The following is a 23142-nucleotide window of genomic DNA, read 5'->3' as shown; positions in this document are numbered from 1 at the left end:
CTAAGCGCTTTATGTCAACTTTAAGTATGCTATTTAACTGATACAATACAAAGTAATTTAAGATACAATATGTCATTTTTCTCTATTATCATGTTTTTCATCTGCATTAGATAGGATTGGAGAAACTGAGATAAAAGGATGATTTTATACTTTTTTAAAATAAAATTACTAATTTATTTCTCTATGTTTAAAGATTAAAGTGTTATGGTAAAGAAAATTGGAATCTTGAACCTGCCTTCATTTTTAAGGAGTATATTTATGAAATTTAACTTTATCACGCTTTTTTTAGCATCAACTTTATTGGCAAGTACAAGTTTAGGGGTGAGTGCTCAAGAAGGTTTGAATTCATCGTCGAGTGATTTAAAGACTTTAGAGAAAGCTTCTGAAAAAGCCGTTTCTCCTTCTCATGTTATGGCGGTTATTGATGGGAAAAATATTACAGCAGGCCAATTGGATGATTTAGCGCTTGAAATAAATCCTAATTTAGCACGTTTTCCTGATGAACAACGCCGTATGATGGTTTTAAAAGCTTATTTAGATATGCAGGCACTCGCAAAAGCAGCAAGAAGCAAGGGTCTTGATAAGACAGAAGCTTACGATAAACGTATGGCAGTTATGCGTGACAATGTTCTTCAACAGCTTTATTTTAAACAGGAGATTGTTGATAAAATATCGGATACTGATTTGGAAGCTCTTTATAAGCAAGAAGTTGCTGCTTTACCTAAAGAGGATGAGGTTAAAGCGCGTCATATTTTGGTCAAAACGAGAAAAGAAGCAGAAGCTATCATTAAGCATTTAAATAAAGGCGAAAATTTTGAAGAGATTGCAAAGAAAAGTTCAACAGATGGTTCTGCTGCCGTTGGGGGTGATCTTGGTTATTTTAGCCATGGTCAAATGGTCAAGCCTTTTGAAGATGCCGCATTTGGTTTGAAAGTTGGCGAATACACAAAACAACCCGTTGAAAGTCCTTTTGGTTGGCATATTATTAAATTAGAAGATCGTCGTGTAAAACAACCGCCTGCATTTGATGATGTTAAAGAGATGTTGCGGACACAGCTAATAAAAAAGCGCTATCAAGAACTGATTGTTGATTTGCGTAGCAAGATAGATGTGAAATACCCTGATCCTAATGTTACAAAAATCATGGAATCGCTTCATCAAAATGGGACGCTACTTCCCGATGAGACATCAGATGAAGAAGATACGGAATAGCTAGGAAAAATAGATAGCCTCTTTAATAGATAATTTGCTAGGTTAGTTTTGTTCAAAAAGCCTAGCAGTTTTCTATGAGAGGTTATTGATCTGCAATCATTTCATTTTTTTATAGAAAGCATAATGTGGTTTTGAAAATCTCTCCTTTGTCGCCTCAAAAGATCCAAGAGCTTTCTCCATTATCTGGTGTACGGATAGCAACAGCTGAAGCTGGGATTAAATATAAAGATCGTACAGATCTTCTTTTCATCATATTCGATAAGCCAGTGAGTGTGGCCGGTGTTTTTACTCGTTCAAAATGTCCATCTGCTCCTGTAGAGCATTGTCGTGCATCGCTTCCTCATGGGGTTGCGAGGGGTGTTGTTGTGAATTCTGGAAATGCAAATGCTTTTACAGGAAGCAAAGGAAAGCACACAACCGATGCAATTATTTGTGCAGCAGCGAACGCTTTAAAGGTTAGAGAAGATGAAATTTTTATAGCTTCTACGGGTGTTATTGGTGAGCCAATGGATGCATCGGATATTGTCAATCTTTTACCAAGTATGGCAGAGACAGCAGAAGAGGGCAATTGGTTGGAAGCTGCAAAAGCCATAATGACAACGGACACATTTCCAAAACTTGCGACGCGCACTTTTGACTGTGGGGGAGAGCGTGTTACCATTAATGGAATTGCAAAAGGTGCTGGTATGATTGCACCAGATATGGCGACAATGCTGTCATTTGTGGTTAGTGATGCGACTATTTCTTCGGATGCACTCCAATCCATGTTATCAGAGGCAGTTGAGGGTTCTTTCAATTCAATTACTGTTGATAGCGATACCTCAACTTCAGATACGCTTATGTTGTTTGCGACAGGAAAAGAACATTTTCCATGTCTTACAAGTAAATCTGATCCGCGTTATAGGGTTTTTGTGAAACAATTGAGTGCACTTCTGCATGAACTTGCACTACAAGTTGTTTGTGATGGTGAAGGTGCTCGTCATTTAATTGAGGTTAATGTGATGGGCGCTACAACAAACAATGCAGCTAAAACTATTGCTTTATCAATTGCAAATTCACCGCTCGTAAAAACGGCTATTGCCGGTGAAGATGCGAATTGGGGGCGGGTCGTTATGGCAGTTGGGAAGGCCGGTGTTGAAGTCGATCGTGATCTATTGACGATTTGGTTTGGTGAGCATCGTGTGGCCGTGAATGGCGTACGAGATCCTGAGTATTGTGAAGAGACAATAGGTGCTTATATGCAAGGTAAACACATCACAATTCGTGTTGATATCGGTTTGGGTAAGAGCACGGCGACGGTTTGGTCTTGCGATTTAACAAAAGAGTACGTTATGATCAATAGCGATTACAGAAGTTAATGGATGCACTTTATATTTAACAGCTTATTATTTTTCAGAGCAAATGGGGTATGTGAGCTCTTTTAGGAGCAGAGGGGATATGATAGGAAAGTCAGTTATTTTTATGTTCCCTATTGGGGAGTGATATGTGTATGAAAAGTTCTATTCTTCTTGTTGTTGCATGCGCATTGTTCGATCAGAATAATCGTGTTTTGCTTACACAGCGTCCTGAAGGAAAATCACTGGCTGGTTTATGGGAGTTTCCTGGTGGCAAGGTTAAGCAAGGTGAAACTCCGGAAGCATCATTGATTCGTGAATTAGAGGAAGAGCTTGGTATTTATGTTCAACCAAATAATTTACACCCTTTAACATTTGCAAGTCATAACTATAAAACATTTCATCTCTTAATGCCATTGTATCTTTGTGACCATTATGAGGGTGTTGCGCAAGGACGAGAGGGGCAAAATTTAGAATGGGTTTTTATTAATGATCTTGATAAATACTCTATGCCTGATGCTGATAAACCATTGGTTCAGGTATTGAAAAATCATCTTCTTTAATGTGTTATAAGAAGAAAATATAATTCAATATATTGATTTAAAATGATAATTTATAATTTTTTATGTTGAATGGGGAAGTCCAGAGTCGTAAAAAATTTTCTCATTTCAAATCTGTTTTATGTTAAATTAATCAAAACCATTCTTTTGCACGTTCCAAGCGGGGAGGGTTATGTGGATAAAATTATTTAAGAAAGAAATAAAATACGTGCTGAAAGAACACTCTCCAATAGCCAAGGGTTATCGCAACATTGAGAATTGGCAAAGTGTATAACGATGTCTTTACACGATTCATAAGTATAAAGATAGTGGTAGACAATGTATGTTATACTTTTCACGTGTATCATTGTGAGATGGGTTTGGGTGCACTGAGAGGTATAAGGGGTATTTATTTCATGAGATATCGATAATAGGAAAAATTTCAAAAAATGTTGCTTTTGATTAAGAGGGGTACGTTCTTTACGTAATGTAGAATGGCATTGTGTTGCATATTCACGAGCTTTTTTAAAAGAGGCACCTCGCAATGCTCCAAAGCCCATTTCGCGACGGTGCTCGGAATGATATAACGTTAAAGCCCCTATGGAAATAATGTAAAATCTATTGAGCGCCACTATCTTTACGCTTATGAAGAAGTAAGCTGGTCCCAATATTACGATAGCTCTTGGCATTTGAGGGCATTCAGAAGGAATATTTTTCTTTTCATAATCATTTTTACTTATACATCAATTACGCTTGTGATGAACAGACAAGCGGCTTTGATTGATCCAACATAAAAACAGATTTGAAATAAAAAATTTTACGATATTTAGAATGCTTGACGCAGAGTGAATGATGGATAATTATCCTTATAAATCAATATATTGTATAATAAAACATTCAATTAATTTTTTATAGGAGGCATGTATGAAGTTTCTTGAATTGGACGGCGTTTTGCGATGGGATATTGATTTTTTTTAGCGATACGCGTAATTGCGTTTTCCAATGGCTCAATCATAACGTCCATAGAAAAACCATTTGCGTGAATAATATTTGCGTGATCGACCATAATAGCAACATGATCTTTCCAAAAAATTAAATCGCCTCGTTGAAGTTTATCAGTATCTGTAAGAGGACTGCCTATAGTTTCTTGCTGCATATCGGTGTCACGTAAAACTATTTGATCGGTCATCATCATAGAGAGCTGAATGAGTCCCGAACAATCAATTCCAAAACCGCTGACACCACCCCAAAGATAAGGTGTACGGATAAAGGTTTCTGCAACTGTGACATAATCTTCATATACGCGTCCAATGGGGCTGAGATGGCTCGTAATGATTGCTGTTCCATTTTCAAGAATAGAATACATTGTGTCACGGACTTCAATTTCATCAACAACACTGACTTTGCTTCCCATAGATAAAGGGGACACTATTGGTCCACGTAAGTCAGCGTGTAAATATTTAAATGTACGTGGTACTGAAACCACATGTGTTTGTTTTATGATTGATGTACAAAGAACTTTTGTATCAATATAACCAACATAACCATCTTTGAGTGATTGTCCCCACGACATTGTTTCCCCTTGTTCAAAAATGAGAACTTCTTCTCCGAATAAGCATTCTGTTTGTCTTTCACTTTTTTTACTATTTTCTTTAAAAAGTCCAGCGACCGCTGTATTAACACGTCCTTTTTCACCTTGAACAAAGCGCTGAGCTGTAATTTCTGTTTCAAGACGTTGATCTGCTAGATCATCTCTGAATGCATGAAGTCTTGGGTCTTTAGAGATCATCTTTTTGTTTTCCATTTTGTTACTGCTTACCTTTAAACAAACTCATGAAAGCTGTATTGGTAAGATTTTTATCCTCAAACAAAACTAAGAATACTGTGTAAGACCAATTATTCTTTAAGCTGCAAAATTGTCTATTTTTTTGAATATTGTGTGTCAAACTTCATTTTTAAAAATATTATAAAGGGCACGAATAGTTTGTGCTGATCCACCAATAGGGTATCCTGGTTTTTCTTTTGGAATCCATCCATAAAGGTCAAAATGCGCAAAATGTTCAGCTTTTTCAACAAAAGAATTAAGAAATAAAGCAGCTGTTATAGAATCAGCAAAGCTATTTCCAGTTACATTGTTAAGATCAGCAATTGGTGATGATAACATTTCTTGGTAAGGTTTCCAAAGGGGCATTTGCCAAAGAGGATCAAAGACAGCGTGAGCAGATTCAGAAATTTGTTGTGCCCATATTGAATCATTACAATAAAATGCGGGAAGATCTGGTCCTAATGCTATACGCGCTGCCCCTGTTAAAGTAGCCATACAAAGCATGAATTGTGGACTTTCTTCATCACCATAGGCGAGTGCATCGGCAAGGACAAGGCGCCCTTCAGCATCTGTATTACCTACTTCAACACTTAAACCTTTACGACTTCTGAGGATATCACTTGGTCGGTAAGCATTCGCAGAAATTGCATTTTCTACAGCTGGAATCAAAACACGTAGACGGAAAGGCAATTTTGCATCCATGATAAGTTTAGCCAATCCCAAAACGTTTGCTCCACCCCCCATGTCTTTTTTCATAAGCAACATGTTATTGGCTGATTTAATATCGAGTCCTCCAGTATCAAAAGTTACGCCTTTGCCCACCAACGTTATTTTAGGATGATGTTCTTTCCCCCAGAGTAACTCAATCAGTCGTGGTGCAGTGCTGCCTGCTCGTCCTACAGCATGAATCATCGGAAAGTTATGGGTTAAGAGATCATCTCCACAAATACTTTTGATGTGAGCACCGTAGGTTTTTCCTAGTTTTCGAGCTTCTTTTTCGAGAGCATCAGGGGTCATATCATTGGCTGGAATATTAATGAGATCACGGACGAAAAAGACAGCTTCATAAATTCGTTGGAGTTCATTAAGATCAACGGCCTCATTGACATGGATGGATAATGATTTGAAAGAAGAATTTTGACGATAGCGATTAAATTGATAGCTACCGAATGCTAATCCAAGATAGGTATTTATTTCATCAGAGGTTGTACCTTCTAAATGCCATTGACCAGCAGGAAGTTTTTGAGCAAGAACTCCTGTGATAAAAGGATCGCTATTATTGCCAATTCCAAATAAAACTTTTTTTAAATGCCCCGTTTCGTGAGGAACAAAGAGTATTTGTCCCGCTTTTCCAGTAAAGTCATTAACTTTTATCCATGCTGTTGTTGACGCATCAAGTGATAAGTTAGCAAGATTTCTTTGGTTTACCAAGATGATAGGGCAACTGTTATCGATACGCGTTGAGGTAAAATGAATGTGGTGGTGCTGCATAGTTATGAGATCCTTATAGTCGTCTAAGTGCGACATATTCGACCAAATGATTTTTTCCCTTTCGTAGAATGAGATTGGACCGTGGTCGTGTTGGCAATATATTTTCCTGTAAATTTTTTAAATTAATCGTTTGCCAAAGATCCTCAGCGATTTTTGAGGCTTCTTTTTCATTGAGGTGGGCATAACGATGAAAATAGGATTCAGGATTTTGAAAAGTTGTTTTACGCAAACGTTTAAAGCGCTCCAAATACCAGTGACGAATGACTTCTGTTTCGGCATCGACATAGATTGAAAAATCAAAAAAATCTGATACGAAAGGAATAGCTTTTCCATCTTTAGGAAGATCACTGACCTGTAATACATTAATACCTTCAACAATTAAAATATCAGGACGATCGATGGTAATTGTCTGATTTTCTAGAACATCATAGGTCATATGTGAGTAAAGTGGGGCACGGACATTTCCGATACCTGCTTTTATAGCCGAAAGAAAGCACAGCAGCTTTTTAATGTCATAGGAATCAGGAAATCCTTTACGATTCATACGATTTTTTTGCTGTAAGATTGCGTTAGGATAGAGAAAACCATCCGTTGTGATTAGATCAACTTTAAGACTAGATGTCCAACGTTTCAACAGTTCTTGAAGAATGCGAGCCGTGGTTGATTTTCCTACAGCTACAGAACCAGCAATTCCAATAATAAAGGGCGTTTTTCTACTCTCTTCTTGATGGAGAAACTGCTGACGTTTGTGGAAAAGTTCCTGTACTGCTTCAACATGGCATGATAACAGACGCGATAAAGAAAGATAAATGCGTTGGACTTCTTTAAGATCGATAGGATCATCAATAGAGCGTAAACGCTTAATTTCATCAAAAGTCAAAGTAAGAGGTGTGTCTTCACGAAACTCTGACCATTCTTGTGCAGTAAAAACACGATAGGGTGAATATCGGTCAGAAACAGATTTGACCAGATTATCTTTCTGATTAATTTTTTGTATAGTTGTATCAATCATTTGTATTTGTCGAGATTTTTTTGCAGCAGCAATTGATTAAGAGCAGACAGAAGAGCGGCTTTATTTTCAAATAAATTTTGTTTTGCATGCTCTCTTCTTTTAAGATAATAGATCATTTTTCATTAACTTATAGTCCAGTCATTCCAGTTTGCACGGATTTGTGCTAATGAGTGCCCTTGCGCCAAAAAAGCCCATAAAAGTAGACGCGCTTTTACGGCTGATAAATAACCAGACATGAGAGCACCAGAAGCAATCATATCGATTTCGGAGCCTTTATAGCCATAAGTTATACGAGTTGTTGAGCCATTACAACAACGACTAGCAATAATGATTGGTATTTTTTGTGCATATTGTTGTACAAGGTCTGCTTCTTGAAAACTACAGTGCCCCGCACCAAAACCAGCAATAACAACTCCAGCATAATACCCACTTTCAAGGCATAGTTTCATTAATTGTGCACCAGATGATAAAGAGGAATAGAGGAGTGCAATTTGATGATCATGATTTTGGGGAAGATCAAACGTTGTCGGAAAAAATTTTCGATCATTGAAATAAATAAGTTTTCCCTCTAAAATAGTTCCTAAAACACCTGCAAGACCTGATTGAAATGTTTCGACTTTGACGGTATGGCTTTTATAGAGCCAATAAGGTGAATGAATTGCATCATTTATGACAACGAGAACGCCCCTGTTACGACTTTGTGTGGCTGCTGCGACACGAGTGGCTGCTAAAATGTTGGCGGGGCCATCCGCGCCTGCTTCATGAGGCATGCGCATAGCGCCGGTTATGATGAGTGGTTCAGCCTCCTTCCAATAAAGAGAAAGAAAAAAAGCTGTTTCTTCCAGAGTATCAGTCCCTTGTGTTAAAACAATACCTTCTGCACCAGCGTTTATTTGTTGTTTTGCCCACTTAATTATTTCAAAAAGCATTTGAAATGATAAAGATCCACTTGGTATTTGCATTAATGTTTGTGCATGAATATCAGCAACGTTATTTAAATCAGGAACACTTTTTATAAGGTTATCTGAAGTTAAAGTCGGTTGCATGTGACCAAAACTATCAGCAGTCATTGCAATTGTTCCACCTAAGGTCCCTATGGCTATTTTTTTCATAATTTTCCTCTAAAAAGCACAAACTGTTTATATAAAGCTATTTAGCAGTAATTTACATTGACAACAATGATATCATTTTTCCATTTTCAACAAATTGAGTTATGCTGAATCATTGTGTTTTGCTGTATATGTTCTTAAATAGGACAATAGTAATTGAGTTTTACATTGTATGAAAAGAAATCAATATTAAAAAGTAAAGTTAATATTAAGGAGTTTCCTTATGACAGAACATAAGCCAGACATAATATATGGTACAACAATTATTACGGTACGAAAAGGTGGAAAAGTCGTGATGGCCGGTGATGGTCAGGTCTCTCTTGGACAGACAATTATGAAAGGCAATGCACGTAAAGTGCGTCGTCTTGGAAAGAACGGAGTGGTTATTGCTGGTTTTGCAGGTGCTACGGCAGATGCTTTTACATTACTGGAGAGATTGGAAACAAAGCTTGAACAATATCCTGATCAGCTTATGCGTGCCTGTGTAGAACTTGCAAAAGATTGGCGAACAGATCGCTATTTGCGTCGTCTCGAAGCAATGATGCTCGTGGCTGATAAGAAAGTAACTTTGGCTCTAACAGGGCTTGGTGATGTCTTAGAACCAGAAGATGGGGTTATGGCAATTGGCTCTGGAGGAAATTTTGCTCTTTCAGCAGCGCGTGCACTCATGGATTTGGATTTGGATGCAGAAACTATTGCTCGTAAAGCTATGGCTATTGCCGCTAAAATTTGTGTTTACACCAATGATCATTTTACGATTGAAACATTGGATGCAGAATTATCTTCTTTAGAGAAAGCTATTTAAATGTGTGTTGTATTTTCCCCTCGTGAGACTGTTTCTGAACTTGATCGTTTTATTATTGGCCAAAATGATGCCAAACGCTCTGTAGCTATTGCATTGCGCAATCGGTGGCGTAGGCAACAGCTTGATGAGCCGATGCGTGAAGAAGTTATGCCAAAAAATATTTTAATGATAGGGCCAACAGGTGTTGGTAAAACAGGAATCGCACGTCGATTAGCAAAACTTTCTGGAGCACCCTTCGTTAAAGTAGAAGCGACGAAATTTACTGAAGTTGGTTATGTGGGACGTGATGTTGAGCAAATTATTCGAGATCTTGTTGAAATTGCCATTTCTCTTGTACGTGAAAAGAAACGAGATGAAATAAAAGAAAAGGCTCACGTGAATGCTGAAGAGCGCGTTTTAGACGCCCTTGTTGGTAAAACAGCAAGTCCTGCTACCCGTGATAGTTTTCGTAAAAAATTGCGTGAAGGTGAGCTGGATGAGAAAGAGATTGAAATTGAAGTCGCCGATAATAATAGCAATAGTGCTTCAACCTTTGATATTCCTGGTATGCCTGGGGCACAAATGGGTATTATGAATTTATCAGATATTTTGGGTAAAATGGGCAGTCGTACAAAAGTCCGTAAGACGACGGTAAAGGATTCTTTTAAACCGCTCATTGATGATGAATCTGAAAAACTCCTTGATCAGGAGCAAATTATTCAAGAGGCGCTTCGTGTTGCTGAAAATGATGGTATTGTTTTTATTGATGAGATTGATAAAATTGCAACTCGAGACGGTGGAGCCAGTGCTGCGATTTCGCGTGAGGGCGTTCAACGTGATCTTTTGCCTTTGGTGGAAGGAACAACAATTGCTACAAAATATGGGCAAATCAAAACAGATCATATTCTTTTTATTGCCTCAGGTGCATTTCATGTTTCCAAGCCATCTGATTTATTACCGGAACTTCAAGGACGTTTGCCCATCCGTGTGGAGCTCAATCCTTTAACAAGGGAAGATTTACGACGCATTCTAACAGAACCAGAAGCCAGTTTGATTAAACAATATATTGCTCTTATGGCAACGGAAGAGGTTCATTTGGAAATTACCGATGATGCAATTGATGCTTTAGCAGATATTGCTGTAGATTTAAATGCAAGGATTGAAAATATAGGGGCACGTCGTTTGCAAACAGTGATGGAGCGCGTTTTGGATGAGATTTCTTTTACGGCGCCAGATAAAGCTGGAACATCGTTTAAAATTGATGCTGCTTACGTAAGAAAATCTATTGGCGAGCTTGCTGCTGATATCGATCTTTCCCGTTTTATTCTTTGAAAGTTATTGCTTGTTTTGTTTATCTGCGCGCTTCGATAATTTTAAAACCATGGGCTTGTTCATGTATCAACACTGTGCGGAAAATATTTTTTAATAATGTTTCATAAGGCAGGTGGCGGTTTGCAACAAAAAGCAGACTGCCGCTTGGTTTTAAGCACTTTGCAGCATTTATAATAAAATTTTTTCCTAATGAAACATCTGTCGTTTGTTGTGTGTGAAACGGTGGATTTGAAATGATTGTGTCATATAGATTTGTGATAGGTTCATGTACAAGGTCATGCCAATAAAAATGAATTGGAAAAGGAGCTGTTATGGATTTAAGGTGCCGTTTTGCTGCTCTCAAAGCGTTGTAGTCGGCTTCATAAAGGTCTAGAGCGGTGAGTTTTTCACTTCTTTCAAGTGCAACGTGAGAAAGATAGCCCCATCCAGCACCAAAATCAGCCGTTTTTCCAGAAATAACTTTGAACATATAAGACGCAAGCGCAGCAGATCCTGGATCAATACGTCCGTGTGAGAACATACCAGAAGCGGTTTGAAATTTACCAAAAGTGAGCGGTGGTGAGCGCAATTGCGCAATGTTATGTCTCTCAATTTGTTGAGGAACTTGCAACCAAAATACAAGACCATGATTTTTAGATAATTTATTGGTGATAGGAACAATTGTTTTGACCCATTTCATCATTGAAGCAGCTCCAACAGTTTTATTCCCACTGATTACAATCCATCCATTGGGTTTAACGCATTCTAATAAATCAAGAAAACAATTTTGGTTCAAACCACGATATTTGCTCAAATGTAAAAATGCACCATCATAGCTGAAGGTTTTATCTATTTGAGGAGAGCAGTGAAATTGAGTATCGACAAATTTTAAAAAATCTGGTCGCCAAGGCGTAATAACTCTTAAATTTTGTGCCCATTCTTGAGCTGGGATTTCTGTTAAACCAAAACTTAGCCAACACTGGTTTGGATCAGGATACGGGAGTTCATGATTTTCAAAAGGCAAAAATAATAACACATATGACTCTTTCAAAGAAAAAAATGCCACTCCAATATTGGGATGGCATTTCATGATACGATAAGAAGAAAAACTTACTCTTCTTTTTTCTTACGGCGGCGCTTATTTTCAGGTTGTTTTTTTTCATCCACGCACTTTTCTTCATTTATCGCTTTATCACCGGTGATTTCCTTTCCGGTTGTTTGATCAACGACCTTCATTGATAACCGAACTTTTCCACGCTCATCAAAGCCCATTAATTTAACCCAAACTTTGTCACCTTCTTTTACAATATCGGTTGTTTTGCTGACGCGTTCTGATGCAAGCTGAGAGATATGAACGAGTCCATCACGAGAACCAAAGAAGTTTATAAATGCACCAAATTCTGCAGTTTTTACAACTGTTCCTTGGTAGATAGCACCAACTTCAGGCTCATCGACAATAGAATGGATCCAGCGTTTTGCCGCTTCAATGGTTTTAGCATCAGCAGAAGCAATTTTAATGGTACCATCATCTTCAATATTAATTTTTGCTCCAGTTTGTTCCACGATTTCCCGAATAACTTTACCACCAGAGCCGATAACATCACGGATTTTATCGACAGAAATATTCATAACTTCGATTCGTGGAGAAAATTCACTCAGCTCAGCACGTGCACTGGTTAAAGCTTTTGCCATCTCATTAAGGATATGGATTCGGCCTCCTTTGGCTTGTTCAAGCGCGATTTTCATAATCTCTTCGGTAATACCATCAATTTTGATATCCATTTGCAAGGCAGTAATACCATTTTCTGTTCCTGCGACTTTAAAATCCATATCTCCAAGATGATCTTCATCCCCTAAAATATCAGAAAGAACAGCAAAGCGTTCTCCTTCTTTAATCAAGCCCATAGCAATACCAGCAACAGGGCGTGCTAGAGGAACACCAGCATCCATAAGAGCAAGTGAAGTTCCACAAACCGTTGCCATAGAAGAAGAGCCATTGGATTCAGTGATTTCTGAGACAGCACGAATGGTATAAGGAAAAGATTCTTTCGTTGGCAACATGGGGTGAATTGCCCGCCATGCCAATTTACCATGTCCAATTTCACGACGACCAGGAGAACCAAGGCGTCCCGTTTCACCCACTGAAAATGGTGGGAAATTGTAATGGAGAAGGAATGTTTCCTTATACATTCCCGTTAAGGAATCAACATATTGTTCATCTTCACCAGTTCCTAGTGTTGCAACGACAATAGCTTGTGTTTCTCCGCGGGTAAAGAGAGCTGATCCATGTGTGCGGGGTAAAATACTTACTTCTGATTGGATAGGGCGCACGGTAGAAAGATTGCGTCCATCAATCCGCTTTTGGGTATCAAGAATGTTCCCACGAACAATTTTTGCTTGCAACTGTTTAAATACGGTTGCAATTTGATCTGTACTAAATTGACAGTCTTTTTCTGTTTCTGGCATAAATTTATTGAGGATTTCTGTCTTTAGTGCATCAATTGCAGCATAACGTTCTTGCTTATCAGTAATTGTGTAAGCCTTTCGTATATCCTGTTCTGCCATTTTCTGCATCGCTTTTTCAAGTTCAGAAAGATCTTCAGGAACAAAATCACGAGGATCTTTTGCAGCAACTTCAGCAAGCTTTATAATGGCATCAAGGACAGGTTGAAGGCCTTTGTGACCAAACATCACGGCCCCCAACATGATATCTTCCGGTAATTCTTGTGCTTCTGATTCAACCATCAAAACAGCACTTTCTGTTCCAGCAACAACAAGATCAAGTTTTGATTCAGGCATTTCATCGATATGAGGATTAAGAACATATTGTCCATTACAATAGCCAACGCGTGCACCAGCTATAGGTCCCATGAAAGGAACACCTGACAGGGTCAATGCGGCAGAAGATGCAATCATCGCAAGGATATCGGGATTGTTTTCGAGATCATGCTGTATAACGGAAACAATAACTTGTGTATCATTTTTATATCCCTCAACGAAAAGGGGACGAATTGGGCGATCAATCAAACGTGAAACCAAAGTTTCATTTTCACTTGGTCGACTTTCACGTTTTAAATAGCCCCCAGGTATTCTACCAACAGCATAGAATTTTTCTTGATAATTAACAGTGAGTGGAAAAAAGTCCTGGTCTGGTTTTGGGTTTTTGGCCGATACAACGGTTGCTAAGACAATAGTTTCTCCATAGGTAGCAATCACTGCACCATCAGCTTGACGCGCTATTTTCCCTGTCTCAAGGGTGAGAGGACGCCCAGCCCATTCAATTTCTATCTTGTGCGTTTTGAACATTTTTTATCCTTAATGACCAGTGTTTAAATCTTTGATTGCTTACATTCTGGTTGTGCGCAGCATATTTGCAAGTTCTGGGGTGGACAACAAATTACTTCCTTTGTTGCGAGAAGAGAGAAGTAAATCGCATTAAATGTGAAACGATGAGCAGTCCTATCCCATAATAACTTATCAGTTTTTAAAATTTTTAATTAAAAGCAACACATTGAAAAAATGGGTGGTTTTTTAAATACCACCTCCATTTTTCTTTTAGCGACGTAAACCTAACTTCTTTATAAGTGTCTGATAACGATTTTGGTCAACTCCTTTAAGATAATCAAGAAGACGCCGGCGTTGAGACACCATCTTCAAAAGACCTCGACGAGAATGATTATCCTTTTTGTGAGATTTAAAGTGGTTTGTTAAATTAGAAATACGTTCAGAAAGTACAGCAATCTGTACTTCTGGTGATCCTGTATCACCAACTTTGTTTGCGTATTCTGCGACAAGAGCTTGTTTACGTTCAGCTGTAATCGACATCGTATTATCCTTTCCAAAAACGAAGAAACATAAAGTCACCCATAGCCGAGATGTCGTTCAGCTAGGGTCTGTGAGAAAACAGGAAAAGTCGAAGACTCTTACCTAATTTCGTTCTTATATAGGAAAGAAGGTTAAAATACTAGTCCTTGACAGCATTTTGAAGTCTTTCTTTAAATAAAAGCTTTTGTTTTGAAATATTGATTTAAATAGAGTTTTATGAGAAGTTTTTTAAACAATTATGCATCCTTTTGATACAAAGATTATGAGTGTGTGTGTGGTAACAAAAGTGATAAATACCGTTGGAGGAAAAAGATGCAGAGCATTTCAACATTAAAACTTTTTCGTAATTCGGTATTTCGAAATTTATGGTCATCTACTCTTATTTCTAATTTAGGGGGGCTGATACAAGCTGTTGGAGCAGGGTGGTTAATGGCGTTGATTAGTTCTTCGCATTCCATGGTTGGGCTAGTTCAAAGTGCCACAACATTACCACTTGTTATGTTTTCTTTGATGGCAGGGGCATTAGCTGATAATTTTAATCGGCGTCAAATTATGTTGTGTGCACAGATTATGATGATGGTCATATCGATGAGTTTATCTGTTTTAGCCTATATGGGATTTCTAACACCTTGGCTTTTGTTATGTTTTACGTTTTTGATTGGATGTGGCACAGCTTTTTATAATCCTTCTTGGCAAGCAACGATAGGAGATATTGTGAGCAGGGAAAATATTCCTGCTGCTGTTAGTTTGAATAGTGTTGGCTTTAATTTGATGCGGAGTGTTGGTCCTGCTATTGGGGGTGCCATCATTGCAACTTTAGGGGCATCGGCTGCTTTTTTGTTTAATGCTATAAGCTATATTCCTCTTATTGGTGCGTTGTTTTTCTGGAAGTCGAATTATGAAAACAACTCATTGCCACGAGAAAGGCTGTTAGGAGCTGTCTCAGATGGTTTGCGTTATGTTGCGATGTCACCTAATCTCCTGAGCATTATGGTTCGAGCGTTCCTTTTTGGTATAGGAGCAATTTCTATTTTAGCACTTTTGCCAATTGTTGCGCATAAAGTTCTTGGAGGAAGTGCCCTTCTTTATGGTACATTGCTCGGTTGTTTTGGGTTAGGAGCCATGACAGCAGGCATTATTAATGCAGTTGTACGGCATCATTTTCGTTCAGAAACAATTATTGCAAGTGCATTTATTGGTTTCGCCTTTTCTTGCTTTTTATTGGGAATCAGCCGTTCACTGATTATAAGCCATATTGCTTTATTTCCTGCAGGTTTATGTTGGGTTTTGGCCTTATCATTGTTTAATACATCTGTACAACTCTCTACACCACGCTGGGTTGTTGCACGTTCTTTAGCTCTTTATCAAACGGCATCTTATGGGGGGATGGCTATTGGAAGTGCAATCTGGGGAGGTTTAGCTGATGGTTATTCTCCAACAATTGCTTTGAGCGTTTGTTCTTTATTTTTGATTTTTGGTGCTCTTGCAGGGGTAAAATTTAGAATTCAAGAAATTCCTCAGATAGATTTAAATCCTCTTGATCATTTTAGAGAGCCGGAACTATTACTCGACCTCAAAGCAAGAAGTGGCCCGATCATGATAATGATTGATTACCAAATTCATGAAAATGAACTCGAAGAGTTTCTCAAAGTGATGACGCGTCGACGCCATATTCGGTTACGTGATGGTGCGCGTCAGTGGGTCCTTTTACGAGATCTTGAAAGACCTGAATATTGGACAGAGGCTTATCATATGCCAACATGGGTAGATTATTTACGCCATAATCATCGTCGTACAAAAGCAGATGCAGAAGTCAATAAGCGTCTGCGTCATTTAAATTGTGCTCCTAACGGTATAAGAGTGCACCGCATGATTGAACGCCAAACAATACCTCAAGCCAATGAGATGCTTTTAAAAGTTTCCTCTGATCATCTCCCTTAGGGTTAAAACAGTTTTTGTAAATATTAAATATGTTAATATTATTTCGATCAATTTGTTAGCATAGTCATAACAAAAAATTGCTGTTTCAATAGTTAATGAATTGATTTATAACGGTTATTTACCATTTTTCATGTTGAGTGATAGTTCTGAAAGTCTTAAGCTTTTCTCGTTTCAAATCTATTTAGAGTAAATCAGTCCACATCTTCGCTTGCACATTACAAACGAGGGCTAAAGTGTGAGTAAAAATGATTGAAAAAGAAATAAAAAGCCTCTTATGAATTCCTTCAAATGCAAGGATTATTGCGACATTAAGAGGAAAAAGTGTGTGGTGGTGTTAGCTTATAGCACTGACTTAAATTTTGATATGAATACGGTAAATATAGACAATGAAAAGCACCATATTTTTCTTAATTGATAGAGAAAAATATCTTTTCGCAAAAGGTGGTTGTGGAAAAGAATCGATTAAATTGTGAAAATCCGCTTTGGTTTAAATAGACCTTTGTCGAGAATGCCAATAGCAAGAAGTTGTTCCTTATAGAGGACACAAATTTCCTCTTCATCAAGAGGTACTTTGTGATGACACAAGAGGATAGAATGCCCCTTGATAATTTTCTGTGCTTGAGTTTCATTAAGGATATAGTGAGGGAGGCAATCTAATGCGGCACTTGTGTCAATTAAGAGCCCATCGAGTGTTGAGAAGTTTTTTTCAAAAGAACGATTATTTTCATCTGTAGTGTTTTTATTTGGCGGAATGGCCGCTTTTAGTTCCTCCCATGTAATGAGATCTTCTTCATCAAAAGGTGCGACGGCAATACGTCTTAAATCAGCAATATGCCCATAGCAACCGAGATCACGTCCCATATCGCGTGCTAAAGAGCGCACATAAGTTCCTTTTCCGCAGGTTATTTCAAAGACAGAATGCTCTTTAGTAGGCATTTCTAATAATTTGAAAGTTTCTATTTCCACTTCACGGGGCGGAATTTCAACAACTTCCCCTTCACGCGCTAAATCATAGGCACGATTTCCGGCAATTTTGATTGCTGAAAATTGTGGAGGTGTTTGCAAAATAACACCTGTATATTGAGGAAGAAGAGCAAGTATTTCTTCTTGTGTTGGACGTTTGAGAGAAGTTTTCGTTATTTCTCCTTCTAGATCATCTGTTGAGCGCTCTTGCCCCCAAGCAATATGAAAACGGTAAGTTTTTTTGCCTTGCATCACGTAAGGGACGGTTTTGGTTGCTTCGCCCAATGCAATAGGAAGGAGACCAGAAGCAAGAGGATCAAGTGTACCCGCATGTCCTGCCTTTTGAGCATGAAAGAGCCATTTGATTTGTGAGACAGCTTCTGTTGATTTCATTCCTTTTGGTTTATCAAATATGACCCAGCCAGAAACAGGACGCCCTTTTTTCTTGTGTTGCCGCGCCATATCTTTAATCCTCATCTGTATCGCTATGGTGAAGATCGCGTGCAACCTCAGGCGAGCGAAGGAGAGCATCAATTTTTGAAAAATTATCAAAACTATTATCAAGTCGGAAACGCAGTTCTGGCATATATTTCATTTGTCGCAACGCATGACTGATTTCTCCTCGGAGAAAACGACTATGTTTATTGAGGGTATCAACAACATCGGTATGAGAAGCATTTTTAAGAGTGCTGAGAGGTGATACAAAGCAAGTAGCAATTTTTAAATCTGGTGACATGCGTACTTCAGAGACAGAAATAACAATATCTTTTAAGATATCATCAAGCAAAATATCACGCTGTAATATATGCGCTACTGCATGACGTACTTGCTCTGCTACTCTAAGTTGCCGTTGTGATGGTCCTGCATTTTTCATCAAAGTTTTATCCTTGCTACAAGATCTCTTTTTTTGACCATTTAGATAAGGAAAAAAAGATATTGTGTATAAAATCTAATAACTTTTTCTCATTTTATAACAGAATAAGGTTATTGGATTATTTTATAATGTACGATTAATATGTTCGATACGGAAGGTCTCAATGATGTCTCCTGCGCGCATGTCGTCATAATTTTCAAAGGCTATTCCACATTCTTGACCACTTTGCACTTCACTGACTTCATCTTTAAAACGTTTGAGTGTTTTCAGCTTTCCTTCGTGAATAACGATATTATCGCGGATAAGGCGAACACCGGCTCCTCGTTCTATTTTACCTTCTGTAACACGACATCCTGCAACTTTTCCAATTTTTGTAATGTTAAAGACTTCTAGAATTTCAGCATTACCAAGGAAAGTTTCACGCTGTTCTGGTGAGAGTAATCCAGACATGGCAGCCTTGATATCGTCAACAAGATCATAAATGATGTTATAATAACGAATTTCAATTCCTTGTGTTTTAGCAAAATCACGTGCCTGCTTATTGGCTCGAACATTAAAGCCAATTACAGCAGAGTTAGAAGCTTCCGCAAGAGAAATATCACTTTCGGTAATTCCTCCAGCACCAGAATGTACAATACGCGCACGAACCTCATCATTTCCGAGTTTTTCCAATGCTGAAGCAATTGCTTCAATTGATCCTTGCACATCCCCTTTTATAATAAGAGAAAACTCCTTAACACCAGTCGTTTGCAATTTTGTCATCATCTGTTCAAGAGAACCACGCGAACCAGTTTGCCGCGCAACAGCTTTATCACGTGCTAATCGTTGACGATATTCAGAAATTTCACGTGCTTTTGCTTCATGTGTGACAACAGCAAAACGGTCTCCGGCTTGTGGTGTTCCTTGCATTCCTAAAATTTCAATCGGTGTAGAGGGAACGGCTTCTTTGACATGGCGGCCATGGTCGTCAATCAAAGCACGCACACGACCCCATTCATTTCCGGCAACTATAATATCAGAAGGGTGTAATGTACCTTTTTGAACAAGAACTGTTGCAACAGATCCACGTCCGCGATCCAATTTGGCTTCAATGATAACGCCCTCTGCAGTTCGTTGAGGATCTGCTTTCAGATCAAGCATTTCAGCCTGAAGAAGGATAGCTTCGAGAAGTTTATCAAGATTTTGACCAGTTTTAGCAGAAACTTCAACGTCCAAAGTTTCACCGCCCATAGTTTCAACAAACACTTCATGTTGTAGAAGTTCTGTACGTACTTTTTGTGCATTCGCAGCTGGTTTATCAATTTTGTTGATAGCAACAATGATAGGTACACCAGCGACTTTCGCATGATTGATTGATTCAATCGTTTGGGGCATAACACTATCATCAGCGGCTACAACGAGAACAGCAATATCAGTAACACGAGCTCCACGTGCACGCATAGCCGTAAATGCAGCATGACCAGGTGTATCAATAAAGGTAATTTTTTGACCGTTTTGTTCTACTTGATAGGCACCAATATGCTGCGTAATACCTCCTGCTTCGCCAGAAACAACATTTGCTTTACGAATAGCATCCAAAAGAGAAGTTTTTCCGTGGTCAACATGGCCCATAATGGTTACAACAGGGGGACGCTGCTGCATGTTTTGAGGATTATCTTTTATATTAAAGATACCTTCTTCTACGTCAGATTCTAAAACACGTTTAACAGTATGGCCAAATTCAACAGCGATGAGTTCGGCAACATCTGCATCAATAACATCGCCAGGTTTCATCATTTGTCCTTGTTTCATCAAGAATTTAATCACATCAACAGAACGCTCCGTCATACGTTGTGCGAGCTCTTGAATGGTAATCGTTTCAGGAAGAACAACTTCGCGAGAAATTTTTTCTCTTGGTTCTTGATTTTGTGCACGCTTAAACTTTTCCTGTCTACGCCGCATTGCAGCCATTGAGCGCCCACGTGCGTTTCCTTCTTCATCCAGTGCACTATTCAGAGTTAGCTTTCCGCGTCGCCGCTCATCAGCTCCTTTGACAACTTTTGGTACACGTATTTCTGATTTAGCAGGATTAGCACGTCGACTATGCCGTTCTTCCTCTTTATTGTCATCTATTTTGCGTTTTTCAATCACGGTTGTGTTTTTAGGCGCAATAGGAATATCTGTCTGTTCAATGAGAGGGGGAACAGGTGGAGTCTGTACTGGTGATATTTCTTCTTCTTGTTGGAGATGTATTTCTTTTTCTTTACTTTCTTGCTGTAAAATTTCTTCACGCTCTTTAGCGCGTCTTGCTTCTTCTTCGGCTTGTTCTCGCGTTATTCTTTCTTGGATATGTGCTTCTTCTAACGCGCGAAGTCTCGCTTCCATTTCAGTTGATGAAAGATTGCTTTTGGCCACAGATTCTTGAGGCTTTTTTCCCTCAAAACGCGGTTTAGAACGCTGGGGGGCCACATGCGGCTTTGTAATGGGCTGTAGGGTTTCAGCTTTTTCATCAGGTCGCGTAATTTTACGCCGTTTGGTTTCGACAACGACAGCCTTCGTACGGCCATGACTAAAATTTTGTTTAACCGTGCTCGTTTCCAAGACAGACCTCTTGAGAGTTAGTGTCTTCTTGACGGTTGTTTTGTCGTTGTTATTTTCACTCATTGTACTTCCTTCACGGCTTGTGCCGTCATCTCACTAGACTTACTATGCTTGTCGTCACGATAGCTGATCAATTTACATGTCGTTTTGAGAAATCCTTCAGCAGCCTTTGTGTCCAGTAAGGCCGCGTGCATTACAGGATTAGAGCCAAAAGCCACTCGCATTTCATCACTTGTAAATAAAGATATGGTTTTTATAGTCCGATTTGTTTGTTGTTGTATTGAATGGATGGCCTGTGCAATTTTTCGTTTCCCATCTTCTGTTGTTTCTTTAGCATGAAGTACAAGAATAACTTTACCAGAGCGGATAGCAGCGTCAACCTTTGTTGCTCCCATAACAATTGCTCCCGCTTTTCGTGCCATGGAAAGGCTTGAAAGAGCGGCTTTTAGTAAAAGCGTATCAATAACATGCACAAGATTTGGTGCAACCTCAACATCTGTTTTAAAATTTCTATGAAAAGCTTTCTGTTTTATTGCTTTCTCAATAACAGCGTGATGGGCGGAAATCCAAACGCCACGCCCTGGTAAATTCGCTTTAAGATCAGGAACAATTTGGTTATTGGGACCAATAACAAAACGGATCAGCGTTTGTGCTGAAGCATTTTTTCGGGTCACAATGCAAGTCCGTTCATTCATTTAAAGTGTATCCACATCCAAATCATCTATTTTTTCATTTTCTGTAGAATTTTCATCTTCTACAGGATTTTCTGTAACAAGATCAGCTTGGTCTATCCAGCCTGCTTGTACACGTGCGGCTAAAACCATAGCTTCTGCATCTGCGCGTGTAATGTCAAAAGGGGTTAAAATACCAGAAAAATTCTGTGTTTGACCTTCTTTGCGTTCTCTCCAACCAGCTAAATCATCAACGGCATAGCCAGCAAAGTCTTCTATTGTTTTTACACCATCCTCACCTACAGCAACCAACATAGCACTTGTCATTCCAGGAAGTGTTCGCAATTCGTCAGAAACTCCGAGCTTTTTGCGTTTTTCATCAAGTTCTTTTTCTTGATGATCAAGATATTCGCGGGCACGACTTTGGATTTCAGCGGCGGTATCATGGTCAAAACCATCAATAGAAGCGATTTCTTCAAGATCAATATAGGCGATTTCTTCAATAGAAGAAAAACCCTCTGATGCCATAACCTGTCCGATCATTTCGTCAACCTCTAAGGCTTCCATAAACAATTTACTCCGTTCAGTAAATTCTTTTTGACGATTTTCAGATTCTTCCTTTTCCGTTAAAATATCAATGTTCCATCCTGTTAGCTGTGAAGCCAAGCGAACATTTTGCCCACGTCGTCCAATAGCAAGGCTAAGTTGATCATCTGGCACAATAACTTCAATCCGTTCAGCATCTTCATCAAGGATAATTTTAGAAACTTCAGCAGGTTGCAGTGCATTAACGACAAATGTTGCCGCATCAGGCGACCAAGGAATAATATCAATTTTTTCGCCTTGTAATTCAGCAACAACAGCTTGTACACGACTTCCTCGCATTCCAACGCATGCTCCAACAGGATCAATGGAACCATCGCGTGAAACAACGGCGATTTTAGCCCGTGAACCTGGATCACGAGCTACAGATTTGATTTCTATAATACCATCATAAATTTCGGGCACTTCCATAGTGAAAAGTTTTACCATAAATTGGGGATGTGTGCGTGAAAGGAAAATTTGCGGCCCACGCGTTTCACGGTGTACATCATTGACAAAAGCACGAATGCGATCTCCATAGCGGAATGATTCACGAGGAATTAATTCATCACGGCGCACAATAGCTTCACCGCGCCCTAGATCAACGATGACGTTACCATATTCCACACGCTTAACTGTACCAGAAATAATTTCACCAACTTTATTTTTGAATTCCTCATATTGCTGATCACGCTCTGCGTCGCGTACTTTTTGTACAATAACCTGTTTAGCAGATTGTGCTGCGATACGTCCAAAATCCATAGGAGGTAAAAGATCAGCAAAAAAATCACCAATTTTTGCTTCTGCTTGATGTTTGAGAGCATCAGACAAAGTAATTTCCGTTGTATAGTCTTCAACGACATCAACGATTTTAAGCAGGCGCTGTAATTTAATTTCACCTGTTTTAGAATTGATTTCAGCACGGATATTGGTTTCTTGACCATAACGAGAACGTGCTGCTTTTTGAATAGCATCAGCCATCGCAGAAATGACAATTTCACGGTCGATTGACTTTTCACGTGCAACAGCATCTGCAATTTGCAGAATCTCAAGCCTGTTAGCGCTTGTAGCCATCAATTTTCTCCTTCT

At 38.9% G+C, this 23142-nt stretch carries 18 protein-coding genes; 6 read left to right on the top strand and 12 right to left on the bottom strand.

Going from position 1 to position 23142, the window contains the following annotated elements; all coding sequences use genetic code 11:
• Nucleotides 1–258 precede the first annotated feature (258 nt).
• The 3 genes from ACFILU_RS09155 (at nucleotide 259) to mutT (ending at nucleotide 3109) form a co-directional block, all read left to right on the top strand.
• Nucleotides 259–1212, top strand: a complete 954-nt coding sequence (locus tag ACFILU_RS09155) for a peptidylprolyl isomerase (protein ID WP_273790601.1) — start codon at nucleotides 259–261, stop codon at nucleotides 1210–1212.
• 125 nt (nucleotides 1213–1337) lie between these two features.
• Entirely contained in the window at nucleotides 1338–2570 is a 1233-nt protein-coding gene (argJ, locus tag ACFILU_RS09150; protein WP_375675666.1) for a bifunctional glutamate N-acetyltransferase/amino-acid acetyltransferase ArgJ, read from the top strand.
• A 125-nt stretch (nucleotides 2571–2695) separates the two neighbouring features.
• Entirely contained in the window at nucleotides 2696–3109 is a 414-nt protein-coding gene (gene mutT, locus ACFILU_RS09145) for an 8-oxo-dGTP diphosphatase MutT (protein WP_375675665.1), read from the top strand.
• An 877-nt stretch (nucleotides 3110–3986) separates the two neighbouring features.
• On the opposite strand, the gene ACFILU_RS09140 is transcribed toward mutT, so the two are convergent.
• The 4 genes from ACFILU_RS09140 to ACFILU_RS09125 form a co-directional block, all read right to left on the bottom strand.
• Nucleotides 3987–4874 carry an NlpC/P60 family protein gene (locus tag ACFILU_RS09140; RefSeq protein WP_375675707.1) on the bottom strand — a complete coding sequence of 296 codons (888 nt, stop codon included), beginning with the start codon at nucleotides 4872–4874 and terminating at the stop codon, nucleotides 3987–3989.
• 153 nt (nucleotides 4875–5027) lie between these two features.
• Nucleotides 5028–6401 (bottom strand): M17 family metallopeptidase, encoded by a 1374-nt coding sequence (locus tag ACFILU_RS09135; protein ID WP_375675664.1) that lies wholly within the window; start codon nucleotides 6399–6401, stop codon nucleotides 5028–5030.
• A 13-nt stretch (nucleotides 6402–6414) separates the two neighbouring features.
• Nucleotides 6415–7413 (bottom strand): type I pantothenate kinase, encoded by a 999-nt coding sequence (coaA, locus tag ACFILU_RS09130; RefSeq protein WP_273790598.1) that lies wholly within the window; start codon nucleotides 7411–7413, stop codon nucleotides 6415–6417.
• A gap of 122 nt (nucleotides 7414–7535) precedes the next feature.
• Nucleotides 7536–8525, bottom strand: a complete 990-nt coding sequence (locus ACFILU_RS09125) for an asparaginase (RefSeq protein ID WP_375637596.1) — start codon at nucleotides 8523–8525, stop codon at nucleotides 7536–7538.
• A gap of 220 nt (nucleotides 8526–8745) precedes the next feature.
• On the opposite strand from ACFILU_RS09125, the gene hslV reads away from it, so the two are divergent.
• Both hslV and hslU read left to right on the top strand, forming a co-directional pair.
• On the top strand, nucleotides 8746–9327 hold the full coding sequence (gene hslV, locus ACFILU_RS09120) for an ATP-dependent protease subunit HslV (protein WP_375675663.1): 582 nt from the start codon (nucleotides 8746–8748) through the stop codon (nucleotides 9325–9327).
• Complete coding sequence (gene hslU / locus ACFILU_RS09115; protein WP_375631079.1) at nucleotides 9328–10638, top strand: ATP-dependent protease ATPase subunit HslU; 1311 nt, start codon at nucleotides 9328–9330, stop codon at nucleotides 10636–10638.
• 19 nt (nucleotides 10639–10657) lie between these two features.
• Here the strand turns inward: hslU and ACFILU_RS09110 are convergent, their stop codons facing one another.
• From ACFILU_RS09110 to rpsO, 3 genes are all read right to left on the bottom strand, one after another.
• Complete coding sequence (locus ACFILU_RS09110; RefSeq protein WP_375663552.1) at nucleotides 10658–11653, bottom strand: class I SAM-dependent methyltransferase; 996 nt, start codon at nucleotides 11651–11653, stop codon at nucleotides 10658–10660.
• A gap of 74 nt (nucleotides 11654–11727) precedes the next feature.
• Nucleotides 11728–13923: a polyribonucleotide nucleotidyltransferase gene (pnp, locus tag ACFILU_RS09105; RefSeq protein WP_375637597.1), complete on the bottom strand. Its 2196-nt coding sequence runs from the start codon at nucleotides 13921–13923 to the stop codon at nucleotides 11728–11730.
• Nucleotides 13924–14172: 249 nt separating this feature from the next.
• On the bottom strand, nucleotides 14173–14442 hold the full coding sequence (rpsO, locus tag ACFILU_RS09100; protein WP_005774142.1) for a 30S ribosomal protein S15: 270 nt from the start codon (nucleotides 14440–14442) through the stop codon (nucleotides 14173–14175).
• Nucleotides 14443–14754: 312 nt separating this feature from the next.
• Between rpsO and ACFILU_RS09095 the strand changes: the two genes are divergently transcribed.
• Entirely contained in the window at nucleotides 14755–16383 is a 1629-nt protein-coding gene (locus ACFILU_RS09095) for an MFS transporter (RefSeq protein ID WP_273790593.1), read from the top strand.
• A 462-nt stretch (nucleotides 16384–16845) separates the two neighbouring features.
• Here the strand turns inward: ACFILU_RS09095 and truB are convergent, their stop codons facing one another.
• The 5 genes from truB to nusA form a co-directional block, all read right to left on the bottom strand.
• Nucleotides 16846–17808, bottom strand: coding sequence for a tRNA pseudouridine(55) synthase TruB (truB, locus tag ACFILU_RS09090; protein WP_375675706.1), 963 nt, complete (start codon nucleotides 17806–17808; stop codon nucleotides 16846–16848).
• 4 nt (nucleotides 17809–17812) lie between these two features.
• Nucleotides 17813–18220: a 30S ribosome-binding factor RbfA gene (gene rbfA / locus ACFILU_RS09085; RefSeq protein ID WP_375637598.1), complete on the bottom strand. Its 408-nt coding sequence runs from the start codon at nucleotides 18218–18220 to the stop codon at nucleotides 17813–17815.
• 123 nt (nucleotides 18221–18343) lie between these two features.
• Nucleotides 18344–20863, bottom strand: coding sequence for a translation initiation factor IF-2 (infB, locus tag ACFILU_RS09080; RefSeq protein ID WP_273790590.1), 2520 nt, complete (start codon nucleotides 20861–20863; stop codon nucleotides 18344–18346).
• Nucleotides 20860–21495, bottom strand: a complete 636-nt coding sequence (locus ACFILU_RS09075; protein WP_273790589.1) for an RNA-binding protein — start codon at nucleotides 21493–21495, stop codon at nucleotides 20860–20862. Before ACFILU_RS09075 ends, infB begins: the two co-directional genes overlap by 4 nt.
• Nucleotides 21496–23127 (bottom strand): transcription termination factor NusA, encoded by a 1632-nt coding sequence (gene nusA / locus ACFILU_RS09070; RefSeq protein WP_375631074.1) that lies wholly within the window; start codon nucleotides 23125–23127, stop codon nucleotides 21496–21498. It lies immediately after the preceding gene.
• Nucleotides 23128–23142 lie beyond the last annotated feature (15 nt).

The organism is Bartonella sp. CL100XZDX, from assembly GCF_042195375.1.
Lineage (GTDB): Bacteria > Pseudomonadota > Alphaproteobacteria > Rhizobiales > Rhizobiaceae > Bartonella.
This window is presented reverse-complemented; position numbering and strand designations above follow the sequence as displayed.

Bases quoted from the DNA above. Each gene is read 5' to 3' on its own strand.
- ACFILU_RS09125 (WP_375637596.1), bottom strand. From the start codon at position 8,525: ATGAAAAAAATAGCCATAGGGACCTTAGGTGGAACAATTGCAATGACT.
- truB (WP_375675706.1), bottom strand. From the start codon at position 17,808: ATGGCGCGGCAACACAAGAAAAAAGGGCGTCCTGTTTCTGGCTGGGTC.
- pnp (WP_375637597.1), bottom strand. From the start codon at position 13,923: ATGTTCAAAACGCACAAGATAGAAATTGAATGGGCTGGGCGTCCTCTC.
- infB (WP_273790590.1), bottom strand. From the start codon at position 20,863: ATGAGTGAAAATAACAACGACAAAACAACCGTCAAGAAGACACTAACT.
- ACFILU_RS09075 (WP_273790589.1), bottom strand. From the start codon at position 21,495: ATGAATGAACGGACTTGCATTGTGACCCGAAAAAATGCTTCAGCACAA.
- hslU (WP_375631079.1), top strand. From the start codon at position 9,328: ATGTGTGTTGTATTTTCCCCTCGTGAGACTGTTTCTGAACTTGATCGT.
- ACFILU_RS09135 (WP_375675664.1), bottom strand. From the start codon at position 6,401: ATGCAGCACCACCACATTCATTTTACCTCAACGCGTATCGATAACAGT.
- mutT (WP_375675665.1), top strand. From the start codon at position 2,696: ATGTGTATGAAAAGTTCTATTCTTCTTGTTGTTGCATGCGCATTGTTC.
- nusA (WP_375631074.1), bottom strand. From the start codon at position 23,127: ATGGCTACAAGCGCTAACAGGCTTGAGATTCTGCAAATTGCAGATGCT.
- rbfA (WP_375637598.1), bottom strand. From the start codon at position 18,220: ATGAAAAATGCAGGACCATCACAACGGCAACTTAGAGTAGCAGAGCAA.
- ACFILU_RS09155 (WP_273790601.1), top strand. From the start codon at position 259: ATGAAATTTAACTTTATCACGCTTTTTTTAGCATCAACTTTATTGGCA.
- ACFILU_RS09140 (WP_375675707.1), bottom strand. From the start codon at position 4,874: ATGATCTCTAAAGACCCAAGACTTCATGCATTCAGAGATGATCTAGCA.
- hslV (WP_375675663.1), top strand. From the start codon at position 8,746: ATGACAGAACATAAGCCAGACATAATATATGGTACAACAATTATTACG.
- coaA (WP_273790598.1), bottom strand. From the start codon at position 7,413: ATGATTGATACAACTATACAAAAAATTAATCAGAAAGATAATCTGGTC.
- ACFILU_RS09095 (WP_273790593.1), top strand. From the start codon at position 14,755: ATGCAGAGCATTTCAACATTAAAACTTTTTCGTAATTCGGTATTTCGA.
- rpsO (WP_005774142.1), bottom strand. From the start codon at position 14,442: ATGTCGATTACAGCTGAACGTAAACAAGCTCTTGTCGCAGAATACGCA.